Annotated in this window: 19 protein-coding genes; 7 read left to right on the top strand and 12 right to left on the bottom strand. The window is 59.8% G+C overall.

Features of this window, described 5'->3' with window-relative positions:
• The first annotated feature begins 1 nt into the window (after position 1).
• The gene (locus ACI2KA_RS12060; RefSeq protein WP_404502264.1) at positions 2-1,198 is read left to right on the top strand and encodes a multidrug effflux MFS transporter; all 1,197 of its coding nucleotides are present in this window, start codon (positions 2-4) and stop codon (positions 1,196-1,198) included.
• 51 nt (positions 1,199-1,249) lie between these two features.
• Here the strand turns inward: ACI2KA_RS12060 and ACI2KA_RS12055 are convergent, their stop codons facing one another.
• Positions 1,250-2,473: an argininosuccinate synthase gene (locus ACI2KA_RS12055; RefSeq protein ID WP_035222091.1), complete on the bottom strand. Its 1,224-nt coding sequence runs from the start codon at positions 2,471-2,473 to the stop codon at positions 1,250-1,252.
• 315 nt (positions 2,474-2,788) lie between these two features.
• On the opposite strand from ACI2KA_RS12055, the gene ACI2KA_RS12050 reads away from it, so the two are divergent.
• Both ACI2KA_RS12050 and ACI2KA_RS12045 read left to right on the top strand, forming a co-directional pair.
• On the top strand, positions 2,789-3,643 hold the full coding sequence (locus tag ACI2KA_RS12050; RefSeq protein ID WP_404502262.1) for an SDR family NAD(P)-dependent oxidoreductase: 855 nt from the start codon (positions 2,789-2,791) through the stop codon (positions 3,641-3,643).
• Between the two features lie 112 nt (positions 3,644-3,755).
• Positions 3,756-4,403, top strand: coding sequence for a LysE family translocator (locus ACI2KA_RS12045; protein ID WP_404502260.1), 648 nt, complete (start codon positions 3,756-3,758; stop codon positions 4,401-4,403).
• 39 nt (positions 4,404-4,442) lie between these two features.
• On the opposite strand, the gene ACI2KA_RS12040 is transcribed toward ACI2KA_RS12045, so the two are convergent.
• The 7 genes from ACI2KA_RS12040 to ACI2KA_RS12010 all read right to left on the bottom strand — a co-directional run bounded on the left by ACI2KA_RS12040 (position 4,443) and on the right by ACI2KA_RS12010 (position 10,261).
• Positions 4,443-5,237 carry an ABC transporter ATP-binding protein gene (locus tag ACI2KA_RS12040; protein WP_404502258.1) on the bottom strand — a complete coding sequence of 265 codons (795 nt, stop codon included), beginning with the start codon at positions 5,235-5,237 and terminating at the stop codon, positions 4,443-4,445.
• A complete protein-coding gene (locus ACI2KA_RS12035) occupies positions 5,234-6,115 on the bottom strand; it encodes an ABC transporter permease (protein ID WP_404502256.1) in 882 nt (293 codons plus the stop codon). Before ACI2KA_RS12035 ends, ACI2KA_RS12040 begins: the two co-directional genes overlap by 4 nt.
• 106 nt (positions 6,116-6,221) lie before the next feature.
• Complete coding sequence (locus ACI2KA_RS12030; RefSeq protein WP_404502254.1) at positions 6,222-7,175, bottom strand: ABC transporter substrate-binding protein; 954 nt, start codon at positions 7,173-7,175, stop codon at positions 6,222-6,224.
• A gap of 108 nt (positions 7,176-7,283) precedes the next feature.
• Positions 7,284-8,456: a 23S rRNA (adenine(2503)-C(2))-methyltransferase RlmN gene (gene rlmN, locus ACI2KA_RS12025; RefSeq protein ID WP_404502495.1), complete on the bottom strand. Its 1,173-nt coding sequence runs from the start codon at positions 8,454-8,456 to the stop codon at positions 7,284-7,286.
• Between the two features lie 266 nt (positions 8,457-8,722).
• Complete coding sequence (locus ACI2KA_RS12020) at positions 8,723-9,226, bottom strand: invasion associated locus B family protein (protein WP_065114296.1); 504 nt, start codon at positions 9,224-9,226, stop codon at positions 8,723-8,725.
• Positions 9,227-9,523: 297 nt separating this feature from the next.
• The gene (locus ACI2KA_RS12015; RefSeq protein ID WP_404502251.1) at positions 9,524-9,904 is read right to left on the bottom strand and encodes a YkvA family protein; all 381 of its coding nucleotides are present in this window, start codon (positions 9,902-9,904) and stop codon (positions 9,524-9,526) included.
• A 51-nt stretch (positions 9,905-9,955) separates the two neighbouring features.
• Entirely contained in the window at positions 9,956-10,261 is a 306-nt protein-coding gene (locus tag ACI2KA_RS12010) for a 4a-hydroxytetrahydrobiopterin dehydratase (RefSeq protein ID WP_404502249.1), read from the bottom strand.
• Between the two features lie 59 nt (positions 10,262-10,320).
• On the opposite strand from ACI2KA_RS12010, the gene ACI2KA_RS12005 reads away from it, so the two are divergent.
• Entirely contained in the window at positions 10,321-10,800 is a 480-nt protein-coding gene (locus ACI2KA_RS12005; protein WP_404502247.1) for a low molecular weight protein-tyrosine-phosphatase, read from the top strand.
• Here the strand turns inward: ACI2KA_RS12005 and thpR are convergent.
• Both thpR and ACI2KA_RS11995 read right to left on the bottom strand, forming a co-directional pair.
• Entirely contained in the window at positions 10,734-11,327 is a 594-nt protein-coding gene (gene thpR, locus ACI2KA_RS12000; protein ID WP_404502245.1) for an RNA 2',3'-cyclic phosphodiesterase, read from the bottom strand. The two genes, ACI2KA_RS12005 and thpR, sit on opposite strands and share 67 nt — an antisense overlap.
• Before the next feature lie 68 nt (positions 11,328-11,395).
• Positions 11,396-12,046, bottom strand: a complete 651-nt coding sequence (locus ACI2KA_RS11995) for an arylesterase (protein ID WP_404502243.1) — start codon at positions 12,044-12,046, stop codon at positions 11,396-11,398.
• 93 nt (positions 12,047-12,139) lie between these two features.
• Here ACI2KA_RS11995 and ACI2KA_RS11990 point away from each other — a divergent pair, with 93 nt between their 5' ends.
• The 3 genes from ACI2KA_RS11990 to ACI2KA_RS11980 all read left to right on the top strand — a co-directional run bounded on the left by ACI2KA_RS11990 (position 12,140) and on the right by ACI2KA_RS11980 (position 16,409).
• Positions 12,140-12,850 (top strand): ABC transporter ATP-binding protein, encoded by a 711-nt coding sequence (locus tag ACI2KA_RS11990; RefSeq protein ID WP_404502241.1) that lies wholly within the window; start codon positions 12,140-12,142, stop codon positions 12,848-12,850.
• The gene (locus ACI2KA_RS11985) at positions 12,847-15,408 is read left to right on the top strand and encodes an ABC transporter permease (protein WP_404502239.1); all 2,562 of its coding nucleotides are present in this window, start codon (positions 12,847-12,849) and stop codon (positions 15,406-15,408) included. Before ACI2KA_RS11990 ends, ACI2KA_RS11985 begins: the two co-directional genes overlap by 4 nt.
• Positions 15,409-15,626: 218 nt before the next feature.
• The gene (locus ACI2KA_RS11980) at positions 15,627-16,409 is read left to right on the top strand and encodes a Bax inhibitor-1/YccA family protein (RefSeq protein WP_404502237.1); all 783 of its coding nucleotides are present in this window, start codon (positions 15,627-15,629) and stop codon (positions 16,407-16,409) included.
• A gap of 113 nt (positions 16,410-16,522) precedes the next feature.
• Here ACI2KA_RS11980 and ACI2KA_RS11975 read toward each other — a convergent pair whose 3' ends face one another.
• Together ACI2KA_RS11975 and ACI2KA_RS11970 are read right to left on the bottom strand one after the other, a co-directional pair.
• The gene (locus ACI2KA_RS11975; RefSeq protein ID WP_404502235.1) at positions 16,523-16,915 is read right to left on the bottom strand and encodes a DUF2794 domain-containing protein; all 393 of its coding nucleotides are present in this window, start codon (positions 16,913-16,915) and stop codon (positions 16,523-16,525) included.
• A 399-nt stretch (positions 16,916-17,314) separates the two neighbouring features.
• Positions 17,315-18,055: a DUF1223 domain-containing protein gene (locus ACI2KA_RS11970; RefSeq protein ID WP_404502233.1), complete on the bottom strand. Its 741-nt coding sequence runs from the start codon at positions 18,053-18,055 to the stop codon at positions 17,315-17,317.
• Positions 18,056-18,090 lie beyond the last annotated feature (35 nt).

Here is an 18,090-nt window from a genome sequence, read left to right as displayed (position 1 = left end):
AATGTCGCCAGAACCGATCATGTCGAGAAAACGCACGGCCATGCTCGGTGCGTTGCTGACGGCGCTGGCGCCAATTTCCATGGCGATCTACACACCCGCCATGCCGGAATTGACGCGGGTTTTCGCCACAACCGAAGCCGCCGTCAAACTCAGCCTGTCACTGTATTTTGCCGGCTTCGCCATCGCGCAGCTGCTCGCCGGGCCGGCATCCGACGCCTTCGGACGGCGCAGGGCAAGCCTTGTTTTTCTCTCCATTTTCCTTGGTGGCGGGCTGCTGGCGATTTTCGCGCCGACAATCGAAGTCCTGCTCTTCGCCCGGCTGGTGCAGGGCATCGGCGCCTCGGTCGGCATGACGGTCGCACGCGCCGTGGTGCGCGACCAGTTCACCGGCGCCGATGCCTCCAGCATCATGAACCTGATCGGCATCATGCTCGCCGTCGGCCCGGCCCTGGGACCGACGATCGGCGGGCTTTCGCTGGCAGCTTTCGGCTGGAAATCGGTGTTCTTCCTCATGGCGGGCCTTGGAGCCATCGCCATTTTTTCCGTGGTGGTTTTCCTGCGCGAAACGACGGTTCCGGACAAAAGCCTGATCCGCCCCCGCCGGCTCCTCTCGGCCTATGGTGCCTTGCTGACCGAACCGCGTTTTCTTCTCGCCGCACTGGTACTCGGCGGCTCCATCGGCGCGCTTTATGCACAGGCCACCATGCTGACCTTCATTCTCATCGGTGAAGTTGGCATGACCCCCACCGCCTTCGGCATCGGCATGCTGATGCAGACCGGCGCTTATTTCTTCGGCTCCATTGCCCTGCGTTATATCGCACCGCGACTGGGCGATCGCCGTGCGGTCATGCTCGGCCTTTGTTTTTCGGGAACAGGCGGTCTTCTCATCCTGCTGTCGGTATTCCTGATACCGCCGTCCTTTTTCTCAATCATGGGACCCGTGGCGGTTGCGACAATCGGCATCGCCTTGCTGACACCCTCAATGGTGACGGCCGCCCTTGCCCCCTTCCCGCATATTGCCGGTTCCGCATCGGCGATGATGGGCTTCATCCAGATGGGATCGGGCTTTGCAGGCGGTGCTGCGGCTTCGCTCATCGGCTCACCCCTGACCGGCTTCGGCATCATCATCCCGGTGATGGAATTCACGGCAGTCGCCAGCTATGTCGGCTTCCGCATCGTCTCCAGAAAAGACGCATAAAAAACCCGCCGGCGTCACCGCCCGCGGGTTGCTGTTTTGATGGAAGCTGAATTATTTGCTGAGATTGCGCTTGGCCAGCGTGCGCAGGCGCAACGCATTGAGCTTGATGAAGCCCGCTGCATCCTTCTGGTCGTAGGCACCGTGGTCGTCCTCGAAGGTCACCAGCGCATCGGAATAAAGCGACTTGGCGCTCTCGCGGCCGGTCACCATGACGTTGCCCTTGTAGAGCTTCAGCGTCACTTCGCCTTCCACATGTTCCTGGCTCTTGTCGATCAGGGCCTGCAGCATCTCGCGCTCGGGCGAGAACCAGAAGCCGTAATAGATCAGCTCGGCGTAACGCGGCATCAGCTCGTCTTTCAGATGCGCGGCACCCCGGTCGAGCGTAATGGATTCGATGGCGCGATGCGCGGCAAGCAGGATGGTGCCGCCAGGCGTCTCGTAAACGCCGCGCGACTTCATGCCGACGAAACGGTTCTCGACCAGATCGAGACGACCGATACCGTTTTCGCGGCCGTAATTGTTGAGCGTCGCCAGAAGCGTGGCGGGCGACATTTCGACGCCATTGATGGAGCAGGCATCGCCCTTGCGGAAACCGACCTTGATGACAGTTGCCTTGTCCGGTGCGGCTTCCGGGGAAATGGTGCGCATATGCACATATTCCGGTGCTTCCAGTGCCGGGTCTTCCAGAACCTTGCCCTCGGAAGAGGAGTGCAGCAGGTTGGCGTCGACGGAGAAAGGCGCCTCGCCCTTCTTGTCCTTGGCGACCGGGATCTGGTGCTGTTCGGCGAAGTTCAGGAGGTCGGTACGGCTCTTGAACGTCCAGTCGCGCCAGGGAGCGATGATCTTGATGTCGGGGTTCAGCGCATAGGCCGAAAGCTCGAAACGAACCTGGTCGTTGCCCTTGCCGGTGGCGCCATGGGCAATGGCGTCGGCACCGGTTTTCTTGGCGATTTCGATCAGGTGCTTGGAAATCAGCGGACGGGCAATCGACGTGCCGAGCAGATAGACGCCTTCATAAACAGCGTTGGCGCGGAACATCGGGAACACGAAATCACGCACGAACTCTTCGCGGACGTCCTCGATGAAGATTTCCTTGATGCCCAGCATCTCGGCCTTCTTGCGTGCCGGCTCAAGCTCTTCGCCCTGGCCGAGATCGGCGGTGAAGGTCACGACCTCCGCGCCGAGTTCCGTCTGAAGCCACTTCAGGATGATCGAGGTGTCGAGGCCGCCGGAATAGGCGAGAACGACTTTCTTAACGTCTTTCGGGAGTGCCATAGTGATGTCCATCTGCATGATGACGGCATCTGGGCACCGCCATTTCCTTGGGATTTCGGCACTTTTACAGTGCAACCCGAAATGTGTGAAGCGCTTTTCCGTGAGATAAGCGACAAAACAATTGATGGGCGCCTGTGACCTGGCGTGATGACCGGCCGCGCGATGGGAACGAAGCGATTGTCACATGCATTTAGAAAATTCGCGCTTTATCATGAAGCGGCGCGATCGACTTGAAGACCGTGAATGAAGCCAATCAGGGTTCAGGCAACGTTGCAAACCGCTGGAAACAGCAGAAACGACGCGAAGGAGAAACCTATGACGACCATCCACCCCGCATTCAAGGAAGATAATGTCGCCGTCATCACCGGTGCGGCGTCCGGCATCGGACTTGCCGCCGCCCGCAAATTCGCCGGTTTCGGCATGAGCGTCGTGCTTGTCGATCTCGATGGCGAAAAACTCGCCGCAGCCCATGCGGATATTCTGGCCGTCGCCAGGGACGGTGAAGCGCAGATCGTCGCCATCCCGACCGACGTATCGAAACTCGATGAGCTGGAGGCGCTGGAACGCGCCGTAATCCAGCGTTTCGGGCGTGTTCACGTGCTGATGAACAATGCCGGCATCCAGCCGGGCAGCGCCATCTTCGGGCCGCAGGCCAATTGGGAAAAAGTCATCGGCGTCAACCTGATGGGCGTCGTGAACGGCAGCCGCGTCTTCGGCCAGGGCATGATCGCCCATGGCGAACCGTCGCTCATCATCAATACCGGTTCGAAACAGGGCATCACCACGCCACCCGGTGATCCGGCCTATAATGTCTCGAAGGCCGGTGTGAAAACCTTCACGGAAGCGCTTCAGCACGAGTTGCGCAACAGCCCGACCGGCGCGGTTTCCGCCCACCTTCTGATCCCCGGTTTCGTCTTCACGGGTTTGACCGCCCATGGCAGGACGGAAAAACCGGAGGGCGCATGGACCGGTGAACAGACCGTCGACTTCATGATCGAAAGCATCGGCCGGGGCGATTTTTATATTCTCTGCCCGGATGGCGAGGTGGACCGCCCGACCGATGAGAAGCGCATTCTCTGGGCGGCCCAGGACATCGTCCAGAACCGCCCGCCGCTGTCGCGCTGGCATGCGGAATATTCCGCGGCCTTCACCAGCTTCTTGAAGAGCTGAAGTCCCGGCCGCCGCGCTCTGACGGGTACGGCGGCTGACACCGTCAAAACCATTGGCAGAAACACGAAATCGCGTTAAGCAACGGCAATCTTGAGCTTTCATGGGTGCCGCGATGGATTTCGTTCCAAGCCTGCCAACACTTATCGCCTTCACCATTGCCATTCTGCTTCTGGCAGTGACGCCGGGACCCGACATGACGCTGTGGATCAGCCGTTCGTTGCGCGAAGGCCGTGCAGCGGGTTTCATGACCTTGGTCGGAACCAATATCGGCATCACCGTGCATACGATGCTGGTCGCCTTCGGCGTCGCCGCCCTCATCGTCGCTTCGCCGACGGCCTTCATGATCCTGAAAACCGGCGGTGCCGCCTATCTGGTCTGGCTCGCCATTCAGGCCCTGCGCAAGGGTTCGGATTTCGTGATGGTGAAGACCACCGGCGAAAAACCGCAATCCTCGCTCAAATCAGCGCTGCTGAACGGTATCTGGGTCAATCTGCTGAACCCCAAGGTCATCATCTTTTTCATGACCTTCCTGCCGCAATTCGTCAGCGCTTCCGATCCGCATGTGACCGGCAAGCTGATCTTCCTCGGCATCTGGTCCATCATCGTGGCGCTGCCGATCGGCATCGGCATCGTGATTGCCGCCGATGTCCTCTCCGCATGGCTGCAGCGCAACCGCAAGGTTCTGCGCGGGCTGGATTATACGATCGCCGGCGTCTTCTCGATTTTCGCGGTCAAGATTTTCTTCACGCAAACGCGCTGAGGGCAAATAAAAAGGCGCCGGAAGGCGCCTTTTCTCTAATCAACCGATCAGCAGCTCGTCATCATCCAGCGTCTGGCCGCGTATCTTGCGGAACATGTCGATCAGGTCTTCGACCTCGAGATCCTTGCGGCTGTCGCCGGACACGTCGAGTACGATTTCACCGGCATGCAACATGATCGTGCGGGTGCCGTAATCCAGCGCCTGACGCATGGAATGGGTGACCATCAGCGTCGTCAGCTTGCGCTCCGACACCACCTTACGGGTCAACTCCATCACGAATTCCGCCATGCCGGGATCAAGTGCGGCCGTATGTTCGTCCAGCAGCAGCACATCCGAACCCGACAGCGTCGCCATGACCAGCGAAACCGCCTGCCTTTGACCGCCGGACAGAAGGTCCATCCGGTCCTTCAGACGATTTTCGAGACCAAGATTAAGCGAGGCTATCCGCTCCTTGAAGAAATCGCGGCGACCACGGCCAAGCGCCGGCAGAAGGCCGCGACGCTGGCCGCGCGATGCCGCAAGCGCCAGGTTCTCCTCGATGGTGAGCGCGCCGCAGCTGCCAGCCAGCGGGTCCTGAAACACCCGCGCCACCCGTCCCGCCCGGCTGGCAGTCGGCTTGCGGGTAACATCGGCGCCGCCGATCATCACCTTGCCCGCCGTCGGCAGGACATCGCCGGCCAGAACACCGAGAAGCGTGGATTTGCCGGCGCCATTCGAACCGATGACGGTGACGAAGGAACCATCCTCGATGGTGAGATAGATCTTGGCCAGCGCCTGTTTTTGCAGCGGCGTGCCACGTCCGAAGACGACCTGGATATCGGAAAGCGAAATCACGATGTTGCTCCCCCACGGCGCAGACGCGGCAGGATCAATGCGATGGCCACCAATACCGCCGTTACGAAATTGAGATCCGACGCCTTGAGACCCAGCACATCGCTCGACAGAGCCAGCTGGATGGCGAGACGATAGGCGATGGAACCGAAGACACAGCCGATCAGCGCGATCAGGATGCCGCGCGCACCAAACAACGTCTCACCGATGATGACGGCGGCAAGCCCGACGACGATGGTGCCGACACCGGAAGTCACATCGGCAAAACCATTGGTCTGCGCAAACAGCGCGCCGCCAAGGGCCACCAGCGCATTCGAAAGCGCCATGCCGAGATAGATCTGATTGCCGGTCTTCACACCCTGCGCCCGCGCCATCCGCGCATTGGCGCCGGTCGCCCGCATGGCAAGGCCGGCATCGCTTTCAAGAAAACGCCAGACCAGAATGACCGCGACCAGCACCAGCGCGCCGACAAACAGCGGCCGCACCAGATATTCGGACAGGCCGAGGCCATAAAACGGCGATACCATCGTATCCTGATTGAGCAGCGCCACATTCGGCTTTCCCATCACCCTGAGATTGACGGAAAACAGCGCGATCATCGTCAGGATCGAGGCAAGCAGGTTGAGGATTTTAAAACGCACATTGAGCGTCGCGGTCACGATGCCCGCGGCGGCACCGGCAACCATGGCAACCGCCGTCGCGACCCAAGCGTTCAGACCGGCGATGATCAGCACCGCAGCAACGGCGGCGCCAAGCGGAAACGAACCGTCCACGGTCAGGTCAGGAAAATCAAGCACGCGGAAAGCGAGATAGACGCCGATCGCCACGAAAGCGAAGACCAGTCCCAGCTCCACGGCACCCCAGAAGGCGATTTGGCTCACGGTAATGTCCTTGTTATTGCCGCCATCAGGCGGAGACGGGCACCATATCGCGCCACGTAAAACGGGCGGCGAAATGCCGCCGCCCGCAATTCAGTCGGGTTTCAGTTCAGTCGATGACCTTGGTGGCGCGCTTCGTCACGCTTTCAGGGAAGGTGACGCCAACTTTTTCCGCAACCTTCTTGTTGATCACGAGATCGGTGCCCACAGCCACGGTAGCCGGAATGTCGCCCGGCTTTTCACCCTTGAGGACACGGACAACGACGGCGCCGGTCTGCTTGCCAACGTCGAAATAGTTGAAGCCGAGGGCTGCAACCGCGCCACGCGCGACGGAATCCGTGTCAGCGGCGTAAAGCGGGATCTTGGCCTCGGAGGCAACGCCGGCTGCCGCCTCGAAAGCGGAAACGATGGTGTTGTCGGTCGGAACGTAGATCACGTCGGCCTTGCCGACCAGAGCGCGCGTTGCGCCCTGAACTTCAGCGGACTTGGTGGCGACGGATTCGACGACCTTGAGACCCGCCTTGTCGGCTTCGGCCTTCAGCAGGGCCAGCGTGGAGGCGGAATTGGCTTCAGCGGAGTTGTAGATGAAGCCGATGGACTTGGCGTTCGGCGTAATTTCCTTGATCAGCGCCAGATGTTCGCCAACCGGCAGCATGTCGGAAAGACCGGTCACGTTGCCGCCGGGCTTTTCCATGCTCTTGACCAGCTGCGCGCCGACCGGATCGGATACGGCCGTGAAGACGACCGGAATATCGCGCGTGGCCGCAACCACGGCCTGCGCCGACGGTGTGGAGATCGGTACGATGACGTTGGGCGCATCACCCACGAACTGACGTGCGATCTGCGCTGCGGTGCCGGGATTGCCCTGTGCGGACTCGTAAAGGAACTTGAGGTTCTCGCCTTCCTTGTAACCGGCTTCGGCAAGGGCGGCCTTGACGCCGTCGCGGGCGGCGTCAAGCGCCGGATGTTCGACGATGGCGGTGACGGCAACGGTGACGTTTTCAGCCTTGGCCGGCAGAACGAGAGCGCTCGCGGCAGCGAGAGCCATAATGAATGCGCGCATGGATATCCTCCTGTTGGTTCCCTGTTTTCGTCTTTCTAGGAACAAGACAGACCGAAATCAATCGGAGAACCGCCGCAAATCCAGCTTTATGGCGCAAATGCGGCTGATTCAGTCGTCCGCGCCGTGGTTGGCGATCATCATCGCCTCGAAAGCCAGCCTTTCGGTCTTGCGCATGCGCTCGGATTCCGACTTCAACTGGCCGCAGGCGGCGAGAATGTCGCGGCCGCGCGGGGTGCGGATCGGCGAGGCATAACCCGCCTGATTGATGAAATCGGCGAACTTCTCGATCTGTGCCCAATCGGAACACTGGTAATTCGTGCCCGGCCAGGGATTGAACGGGATGAGGTTGATCTTGGCCGGAACGCCCTTCAGCAGCTGCACCAGCATCTTGGCGTCTTCCAGGCTGTCATTGACATCCTTCAGCATCACATATTCGAAGGTGATGCGACGAGCGTTGGAAAGACCCGGATATTTGCGGCATGCCTCGATCAGCTCTTTCAGCGGATATTTCTTGTTGATCGGCACCAGCATGTCGCGCAGCTCATCACGCACCGCATGCAGCGAAATCGCCAGCATCACGCCAATCTCATCGCCGGTGCGGAAGATTTCCGGCACCACGCCCGACGTGGAGAGCGTGACGCGACGCTTGGAGAGCGACAGGCCATCACCATCCGTGGCGATCAACAATGCGGTCTTCACATGCTCGAAATTATAAAGTGGCTCACCCATGCCCATCATGACGATGTTGGAAACCTTGCGGCCTTCGCTCGGCACATAGGCGCCAACCGGCGTCGAACCATCGGGAAAATCACCGAGCCGGTCACGGGCGAGCAGAAGCTGCGAAAGGATTTCCTCGGCCGTCAGGTTGCGCACCAGGCGTTGCGTGCCGGTGTGACAGAAAGAGCAGGTCAGCGAACAGCCCACCTGGCTCGATATGCACAGCGTGCCGCGGCCTTCTTCGGGAATATAGACCGTCTCGATCTCGACGGGGCGGCCGGCGCCACGCGGCGGAAAACGCATCAGCCATTTGCGGGTGCCGTCATTGGAGATCTGCTCCTCGACGATTTCCGGCCGGGCAATGGTAAAGGCCGCCTTCAGCTTCTCGCGAAGCTCCTTGGCGACATTGGTCATATTGTCGAAATCGGAGACGCCGCGCACGTAAAGCCAGTTCCACAACTGGCTGACGCGCATCTTCACCTGCTTCTGCGGCACGCCGACGTCCGCAAGCGCCTCACCCATTTCCTCACGGGTCATGCCGATCAACGACGGTTTGCCGGACATCAGATCGCTATTGGCGATCAGCGGGGTTTTGACTGCCAGGCCGGCAGGAGCTTGCATTACGGACATCACGCTATCCCATCATCCAATGCAGCGCGCGACCGGCCTGTCGGAAAGGCGGAAAATCGTCTGCATGTCGAGAAAATCAAAGGCGGAGCACTTTTCGCGCATCCGCCTGTCAATGTTGCCGCGCCTTTAGCATCAAACCGGCAAAAACGCAAATGGCCGGTCAAGGACCGGCCACTCGTAAACGCGGTGAGGCGTCGGGATTATTTGCAGCTCTCGATCTGCTTGAGAGCGGCCGAAATACCCGAGAGCGAATAGGAATAGGATGTCGCGGTGCCGCGGCCGGAGGTAGCCTTCACGGTCATCGACTTGCCACCCTTCATGGCGGCAACGAGAGCCGGCTCTTCGGCGGCGTTTTCCACCCAGGCGGCCTTGTCCTTGGTGAACATGACGAAGTTCTTGTTGTCGATCGTCACATTGACCTTGGAACCCTGCTTCAGCGGATAACCCACCATGGCCTGCGGCTCATAGGAGATGTTCTGGCCCGGACGCTGCGAGACGATGAAGAAGATATCGCCGTGATCAACACTCGCCGGTTCCTTGGCGGTGGGGATGGAAAGAACGTAGCAGACGGTGCTGTTGCCCGATTTGTACGAATAGGCACCCCAGGCATTGAACTGCTGGATGCGCGTGGGCGACTGTGCAGATGCTACGCCGACGCTGGTCAGCAAAATGGCCGCTGCGGTTGCTACACTTCTTACAAACATAGAATTTCCTGCCGGGTTATTGTCTTCCATTGGCCCGAAGCAGCGGCGGGCTCCATTTTATGGATCGGCCACGTTCAGGTGCGGATCGTCTTTTCTCATTGTGGTCGGAAAGCGGTTACCAAACCGTCAACAACACGCATAAAATGCCGGAAACGTCTTGCGGTGTTACAGATTGGCGACTCCCGACGCCCTGAGGAGAAGGACGTGGCACGCCCTTCCCTTGTGTGTAAGACACATAAATTCAGGCAAGAATTTGTCACTCGTCGGGCTCTTCCCGACACGCACATCACAGAGGCGTTACCCGGCCTCCTGCTGCCTTTTCAGCATGGCGTCCGCGGCATCGTAATGTTCCATCTTGATATGCGCGCGGATCATGGCGAGTGCGGCGGTGATGACGGCGATGTCATCGGTAAATCCGATGACGGCCAGCACATCCGGCACGACATCCATCGGCATGATGAAATAGGCAAGCGCCGCAAAGATGATGCCCTTGGCGCGCAGCGGGGTGTCGCGGTCGATCGCGCAATAATAGGCAGCCGCCGCATCGCGCGCGAAGGGAACTTTTGACATGACGCGCTTCAGCTTGGGCCAGAATTTCGCCCGCACCACATCTTCGCGCTCCTGCTGCCTGTCGGTTTCGCCCGGCAGAAGAATTTCACCGATTTTCACATCATCCATGATCGACGGTCCTCCGGTCATGGCTATTATATGGGACGGAACGCTCCCGGTTCAATTCCCCCGGCCTGCCGCCGCCTTCTGCATGGCTTCGGCCAGAAGAAAATCACGCTCCGTCACACCCTGTGAATCATGGGTGGTAAGGCAGACCTTGACCCGCGAATAGACGTTGGACCATTCGGGATGGTGATTGAGCTTCTCCGCCGCCAGCGCCGATTCGGCCATGAACCCGAAGGCTTCGGCAAAACTCGAGAACTTGAAGGATCTGACGATCGCCGCCCCGTCCTCGCGCAGGGACCAGCCATCGAGCCTGACGAGCGCCTGCCGGATGGCTTCCGGTTCGAGTCTGGGATATTTCATGAATATTGCCTCCGCTTGATAACCATTAACGCCCCAACGACCGGATCGACGCATCCTCCATGAAACATATCGCCGTTCTTTTTGTCTGCATGGGTAACATCTGCCGCTCGCCGCTTGCCGAAGGTGTTCTCACTCATCTTGCCCATGATGAGGGCATGTCCCGCCAAATCACCGTCGATTCCGCCGGCACCGGCAGTTGGCATGCGGGCGACGCACCCGACCCGCGATCCATAGACGTGGCGCGACAGCATGGCATCGATATTTCCCGGCAAAGGGCGCGGCAGGTCAAGCCAGCGGATTTCGAGACCTTCGACCTCATCCTCGCCATGGACGAAGACAATCTGGCGAGGCTGCTGCAATCGAGCCCGGAAAGGCACCGGCACAAAATCCATCTCTTCATGGCATATGCCGCCGGCCGCCGCGACAACGTCCCCGATCCCTATTACGGAGCCGAGGACGGGTTCCTTGGCGTCTACAACATGCTCTTGGCCGGATGCAGATCGTTGCTGGAAAAGATCGAACTGGACCGCGCCTCGTGAAGCGGAAACGCCTCCTCGACGATATAAGGCCCGCCGCCCACCGATTCCTTGGACGACATCAGCACGAAGCGACCGACCGTGAAGGGCGACGTGCGGAAGTTGCCGCGGCCGGACAGATATTGCACCACGTCGTCCAGACGGGAGGAGCGCAGCCGCGCCAGCGTGACATGCGGCATGAACTTGCGCGGATCGGGCGGGAGACCGATCCTCTGGCAGATCCTTTCGATTTCCGCCTGGAGAGCATGCATTTCCGGCGAGGGAGAAACCCCGGCCCAGATGGAATGCGGTTTCTTGGAACCGAAGGAACCCATGCCGGTGAGGTTGAGCTGGAACTCCGGCCTTTCGATCCGATCCAGCCTGTCCACGACCTCATCGGCGGTCCGCCCGTCGATGTCACCGATAAAACGCAGGGTTATGTGATAATTCTCCACATCGATCCACCGGGCTCCCGGCAGACCACCGCGCAACAATGAGAGGCTCATAGCCGCATTGCGCGGAATTTCGAGGGCGGTAAACAGTCTCGGCATGGCGAGCTCCCCGAATCTCTTGGCAGAACAAGCATAGCGAATCATGCAATGCAGACGGGCGCAAGTGCTTATTTTTTTTGCGCACCGATTGTCTTGATGAAGGTTTCAACAGCCGGCAAAGATTTCTCCACCATCATTGCCACGCCCTTCGTATTGGGGTGCATCTTGTCGTCCAGCTTCAGCGCATCATCCGTCACCACACCATCCAGAAAGAAGGGATAAAGCGGCAGGTTGTATTTTTCCGCAAGCTTTGGAAAGATCGGATTGAAGCGCCTGGCATAGTCGTCGCCCATATTCGGCGGCGCCATAATGCCGACCAGCAGCACCGCTATATTGCGTTTCTGAAAACCGGAAATGATGGCGTCAAGGTTCTTCTCCGTCTGTTCCGGTGCAATACCACGCAAGGCATCATTGGCACCGAGCTCCAGAATGACCCCGTCCGTGCCATCGGGCACGGACCATTCCGCCCTTGCCAGACCGCCGGAGGACGTATCGCCGGACACGCCGGCATTGGCGATGGCGACAGAAACGCCCTTTGCCTTTAATGCAGCTTCAAGCTGTGCCGTATAGCTGTCGGTGGGCGGCAGCTGATACCCGGCCATGAGACTGTCACCAAGGCCGACCAGTTGCAATGTCCGCTCCTCAGCCGTCGCCAGCGAGGCGGAAAAGGCAGCGGCGAAAATGACGATGAAGTGAAACAGGGCAGCTTTAAATCTCATCACGGCTTTCCTAACTTGGTTCCCATTGTCTGAAATACCGACCGCATCGACACCGCCAGACCGTTTTCATCACCCTATATAGGAACGAGAATTGTGACGAAAAGCATCATAGAGCTGAAGAAGGCCGACCTCACCCTCGGCAACGCCGCCGCCTCCGTCCACGTTCTCAAGTCCATCGATCTGTCCATCGGTGAAGGCGAAGCGGTCGGCATCGTCGGCCCTTCCGGCTCGGGAAAATCGACGCTGCTGATGGTGCTTGCCGGTCTCGAGCGGCTCGACAGCGGCGAGATCGTTATCGCGGATACCGAACTTCACAGGCTTGGCGAAGATGCACTGGCGGATTTCCGCGGCAAGAATATCGGCATCGTTTTCCAGTCCTTCCACCTGATCGCCAATATGACGGCGCTGGAAAACGTGGCCGTTCCGCTGGAACTGGCCAACGTCGCGAACCCCTTTGAGATCGCCAAACGCGAACTCGTCGCCGTCGGCCTCGGCGAACGCCTCAACCACTATCCCGGCCAGCTTTCCGGCGGCGAGCAGCAGCGCGTCGCCATTGCCCGCGCACTTGCCCCTTCGCCGGCCGTGCTGATCGCCGATGAACCCACGGGCAATCTCGACACCGATACCGGCAGGCAGATCGCCGACCTTCTATTTGCCAAGCAGGCCGAACGCGGCATGACCATGGTGCTCGTTACCCATGATCCGTCGCTTGCCGCCCGGTGTTCACGGCAGATCAAGGTGCGATCCGGCGAGATCGAGGGCGACAGCGCCCGCCCACAGGTGGCGCGGGCGGTATCGGCATGATCGGCGCCCTTTTCCCGTCATTTGCCAATATCAGAAACGCTGCCAGGCTCGCACGGCGCGAAATTCGCGGTGGCCTGCGCGGCTTTTACATTTTCCTTGCCTGCATCGCACTCGGAACCGGCGCCATAGCCGCCGTCAATTCCGTGTCGCGTGCGGTCACGAGCGCCATAGCCACCGAAGGCCAGTCGATCCTCGCCGGGGACGTGCGTTTCGAACTGCGCAACCGCGAGGCGACGCAGGAGGAGCGGACCTATCTCGACGGCCTCGGCACCGTCGCAGTCTCCACCGGGCTGCGTTCCATGGCGCGTTTAGCCGATGGGTCCGAACAGACCCTGACGGAAGTGAAGGCCATCGACGGCGCCTACCCGCTCTATGGCACCTTCGTGGCTGATCCGAACCGGCCGCTGAATGAGCTTCTGGCCGGAAACGGCGACACCTATGGCGCCATTGCCGCACCGCTTTTGCTGGAACGGCTCGGAATAAAGGTCGGCGATGAAATCCTGCTCGGCAATGTGAAGCTGAAACTGACCGGCACCGTTGTCGACGAGCCGGATGCGCTGTCCGATGGCTTCGGTTTCGCTCCAAGGCTGATGGTCAGCCGCGACGCCCTCTTCGCCTCCGGCCTCATTCAGACCGGAAGTCTCGTCGAACACGCCTACAAGATCAGGCTGAATGACCCTTCGGCCCGCTCAACGATGACCGATGCGGCCAACAGGGCCTTTCCCGATGCCGGCTGGTCCATTCGTACCAGCGACCGCGCAGCACCGTCGCTCACCGAAAACGTCAACCGCTTCTCGCAATTTCTGACACTGGTGGGGCTTACCGCCCTGATCGTCGGCGGGGTCGGTGTCGCCAATGCCGTTCGTGCCTTTCTGGATTCCAAGCGCACCACGATCGCCTCGCTGAAATGCCTCGGCGCGCCGGCCTCCGTGGTCACCATGACCTATCTCTTCCAGATCGCCTTCATTGCCGCCGTCGGCATCGTCATCGGCCTCGTTGTCGGCGCGGTCGCGCCGCTTGTCGCCATGCGGTTTCTGGAGGGCGTGCTGCCGGTGCCGGAGGAACTCGCCTTTTATCCCGGCGCGCTCGGTCTTGCCGCCCTGTTCGGTCTCCTGACGACACTGGCCTTCGCCATCGTGCCGCTCGGCCAGGCGCGCGAGGTGCCGGCAACGGCGCTTTTCCGCGAGCAGGGTTTCGAGGAAGGCAGCTGGCCGTCCTGGCCTTATCTGGCTGCAACCGGCCTGCTGCTGGCAGGACTTGCCGCTCTTGCCGTCCTTTCGGCGGAAGATCGTTTCATCGCCTCCGTGTTCCTCACGGCCATCGCCTTTGCCTTCGTGGTGCTGCGGCTGGTGGCTTCCGGCGTCAAGGCCATCGCCAAACGCAGCCCGCGCGTTCATTCCGCCGCCCTTCGTCTGGCAATCGGCAACATCCATCGCCCCGGCGCGCTCACTCCCTCGGTCGTTCTCTCCCTCGGCCTCGGCCTGACCCTGCTCGTGACGCTGACACTCATCGACGGCAACCTGCGCCGCGAATTGACGGACAGCCTGCCAGAAAAGGCGCCGAATTTCTTCTTCGTCGACATTCAGGGCAGCGAAGTCCAGGGTTTCCGCGATCTTCTGAAGCGGGAAGCTCCGGAAGGAACCCTGACCGAAGTGCCGATGCTGCGCGGCCGGATCCTGGCGCTCAACGGCGAGGACGTGACGAAGATGGAGGTGCCGGCGGCGGGCCGCTGGGTATTACGCGGCGACCGGGGCATCACCTATTCCCAGGATATTCCCGAAAACGCGACGCTGACTGAAGGAACATGGTGGGGGCCGGACTATAGCGGTGAGCCGCTTGTCTCCTTCGCGGCCGAAGAGGCCGGGGAACTGGGCCTCAAGATCGGTGACACGGTGACCGTCAACGTCCTCGGCCGCAGCATCACGGCGAAGATCGCCAATTTGCGCAATGTCGAGTGGGAGTCCCTCTCGATCAACTTCGTCATGGTGTTTTCGCCCAACACCTTCCGCGGCGCACCCCATGCCTGGCTCGCAACACTTGCCGACCCTTCCGCTTCCGCAAGCGATGAAGGCAGGATATTGCGCGCCGTCACCAACAGCTATCCGACGATTACCAGCGTGCGCGTGAAGGATGCGCTCGATGTCGTCAACCGGCTGGTCGGCCAGCTCGCCACCGCCATTCGCGCCGCTGCGGCCGTGGCGCTCATCGCATCCATCCTCGTTCTCGCCGGTGCGCTTGCCGCCGGAAATCGCGCCCGCACCCATGACGCGGTCATCCTGAAGACGCTCGGCGGCACACGAAATCTGCTCATCCGCGCCTTCTCTTACGAATATATGATGCTCGGTCTCGCCACCGCCGTCTTCGCGCTGTTCGCCGGCGGCGTCTCCGCATGGTTCGTGATTGCCCGCATCATGAAGCTGCCGTCCAGCTTCCTGCCCGATGTCGCGATCGGCACGCTCGTCATCGCCCTCGTCATGACGGTCGGCATCGGCCTCATCGGCACCTGGCGGATTCTCGGGCAGAAGGCGGCGCCGGTCCTCAGGCAGGCGGGGGAATGATCATCGGTTGTGCGCCGCTTAACTTTAGCGTTTAATTCGTTGTAATGATCGCCAAAACGTGAGCGCTTTTCGCGCATATGGTGTCTTTTCGGCGGGAAAAGGCCTTGTATCGGACACGTTCTGCCATCATATTCCTGACTAGGCTTGCTGAAGCTCCGCAGCGGCGCCCGGGAGGTATCCCGACACCGTAGCAATTACGGAGCTCAAAAGAGGAAACAATGGCTGACTTCAATAACTACCAGAACCGCATGGCGCAGAACCGTGCACAGACTGGTGCGATGATCGATGAGGGTCTTCGCTCCTACATGCTCAAGGTTTACAACCTTATGGCGCTGGCTCTGGTCATCACCGGCGTTGCAGCGTTCGGCTTTGCAATGCTTGCCACGACGAGCGATCCCGCAGCGGCGGTTGCAACGCTGCCGAATGGCAAGATGCTGACGTCCTTGGGCACCCTCGTTTATGCGTCGCCGCTGCGCTGGGTCGTCATGCTGGCACCGCTTGCACTGGTTTTCTTCCTTAGCTTCCGCATCCAGAACATGAGCGTTTCCGCCGCGCAGACGACGTTCTGGGTCTATGCTGCTCTTATGGGCGTATCGCTGTCCTCGATCTTCCTGAGATATACCGAAGGAAGCATCGTGCAGACGTTCTTCGTGACCGCCGCTTCGTTCGGCGCGCTGTCGCTTTACGGTTATACGACGAAGAAGGACCTTTCCGGTTTCGGTTCGTTCCTGATCATGGGCCTGTTCGGCATCATCATCGCCTCCATCGTCAACATCTTCCTTGCTTCCGGCGCCCTGCAGTTCGCGATTTCGGCGATCGGTGTGCTGATCTTCGCAGGCCTGACCGCCTACGATACCCAGAAGATCAAGGAAATGTATTTTGATGGTGACGATGTCGCCGTGGCTGGTCGCAAGGCCATCATGGGCGCGTTGACCCTCTATCTCGATTTCATCAACCTCTTCACCTTCCTTCTGCAGTTCCTCGGAAACCGCGACGACTAAGGCTGAGAGGCTTAAGACAGACATGCAAAAGGCGGCCCTTTGGCCGCCTTTTTATATGCGGATAATCTGAGGTCATATGGGCCTGCCCGGGCGGCAGACAAGCCGGTGAAGGCTCACTCGATAAGTTTCAGAACCTTGTCGAAGACCTTGAGAACCTGCGGCAGCTCATGGCCACGCTTCAGAATGCGGCCATCCGTGTTGACCACGCAATAGGCGCCCTGCTTCGCCGCCAGCTTGGGGTTTTTCTCGATCCTGAAAAGCGGCATTTCACCTGAACGCTTGAAGACGGAAAACACCGCCTTTTCCTTCAGATGGTCAATGGCGTAGTCGCGCCATTCCCCCTCTCCCACCATTCGCCCGTAAATGCGCAGGATCGCATCCAGCTCGCGGCGGTGAAAGGTGACCGGCAAAGGGTCCTTGTTCTTCTTGTATTCGCGGAGATCGATAACGGTGGAACTGTCGCGTGAAGCGGTCTGCACCTGCTGCACATCCGGTTGATCGGTCATCCAATACCTCCGATTCCACCCAAATCATCTCATCAATGTGAGCCTGAGAAGGCGAAATTGCAAGCCTTGAACCAATGGCCGGAACTGGCTCGCATGTCCCATGGAGCTTGTGCACAGCCTTTGGGTGACGGCACAGAGGAGCGGAAATGACATTCGATGCCGATCGCGAAATCCCAGGGAGACACTGCCCGCAACAAAAGCAGAGGTAAAAATTGGTAACCATTTAGGCACCCATTTTAGGGGAGCCTGCCGTATTTCGGTCAAACCATGGCCTGAATTGGGTGGAATAGTCCTATTGTCAATTGATGCCTAGGCACCAAGATGACCCGGTCCGGTGCATTGACCCTTTACCCCCAGCCCCCAATGCCCGGACCGGATCTTCAATCGCCCGTCAGGCGATTATGGCGCTTCATTTCCCAACAAAATACTGGCGCCGACGATTGCCGTGGGATCGCCACTGGCATTGGCGGTCTGCAACAGCACGGCACAGCCGCCCTTTTTCACTTTTGCCACCACGCTGGCCGGTAGTTTCACCGTCATCGGCGAACCGTCCCACATGCCGACCGTCTGCACGTCATAAACGCTGTGCCAGTAGGACATTTTTTTCCCCTGGTTCTCGCCCTTCTGCACATCCACCGTCTGTTCGCGCGTGAAATAGGCAACGACGACATCGGCCTTGCCGCTACCGGCACCGATGTCGATCTCGACCTCGTCACCGGCAAATTTTGACGACACCGGCACATTCAGACCCTGCCCCTCGCGCTTGAAGGCATCGAGCCGGTCATAGATGCCGCGAACATCCGCGCCCTTGACATGGTCGCGGCCATTCAGAATGGCCTGCGGCGTATACACCCCGTTGCGGCCAAGCGCCCGCATATAGCCATATTGCCGTTCGGTATTTTCCTTGGATGCCAGCGAATCCGTCCAGCCAAGATAGTTCCAGTAGTCGACATGGTAGGAAAGACCGACCACATCGCCCTTCTGAATCATCTTGCGCAAAGCCTCATCGGCCGGCGGGCAGGATGCGCATCCCTGCGATGTGAACAATTCGACGACGCCTTTCACCGCCTCCTGCGCCTGCGCGGAGGTGACGATAAACGTGCCGAGAAGACATATCGACAGGGGAAATTTCAACGGCATTACGAAAACCTTTGTCCGGAAGAGATCCAGACGAA

The sequence above is a fragment of the Agrobacterium sp. NPDC089420 genome (assembly GCF_044900305.1).
Taxonomy (GTDB): Bacteria; Pseudomonadota; Alphaproteobacteria; order Rhizobiales; family Rhizobiaceae; genus Agrobacterium.
Note: the sequence above shows the minus strand (reverse complement) of the source record. Positions and strands in the feature narration are given on the sequence as shown.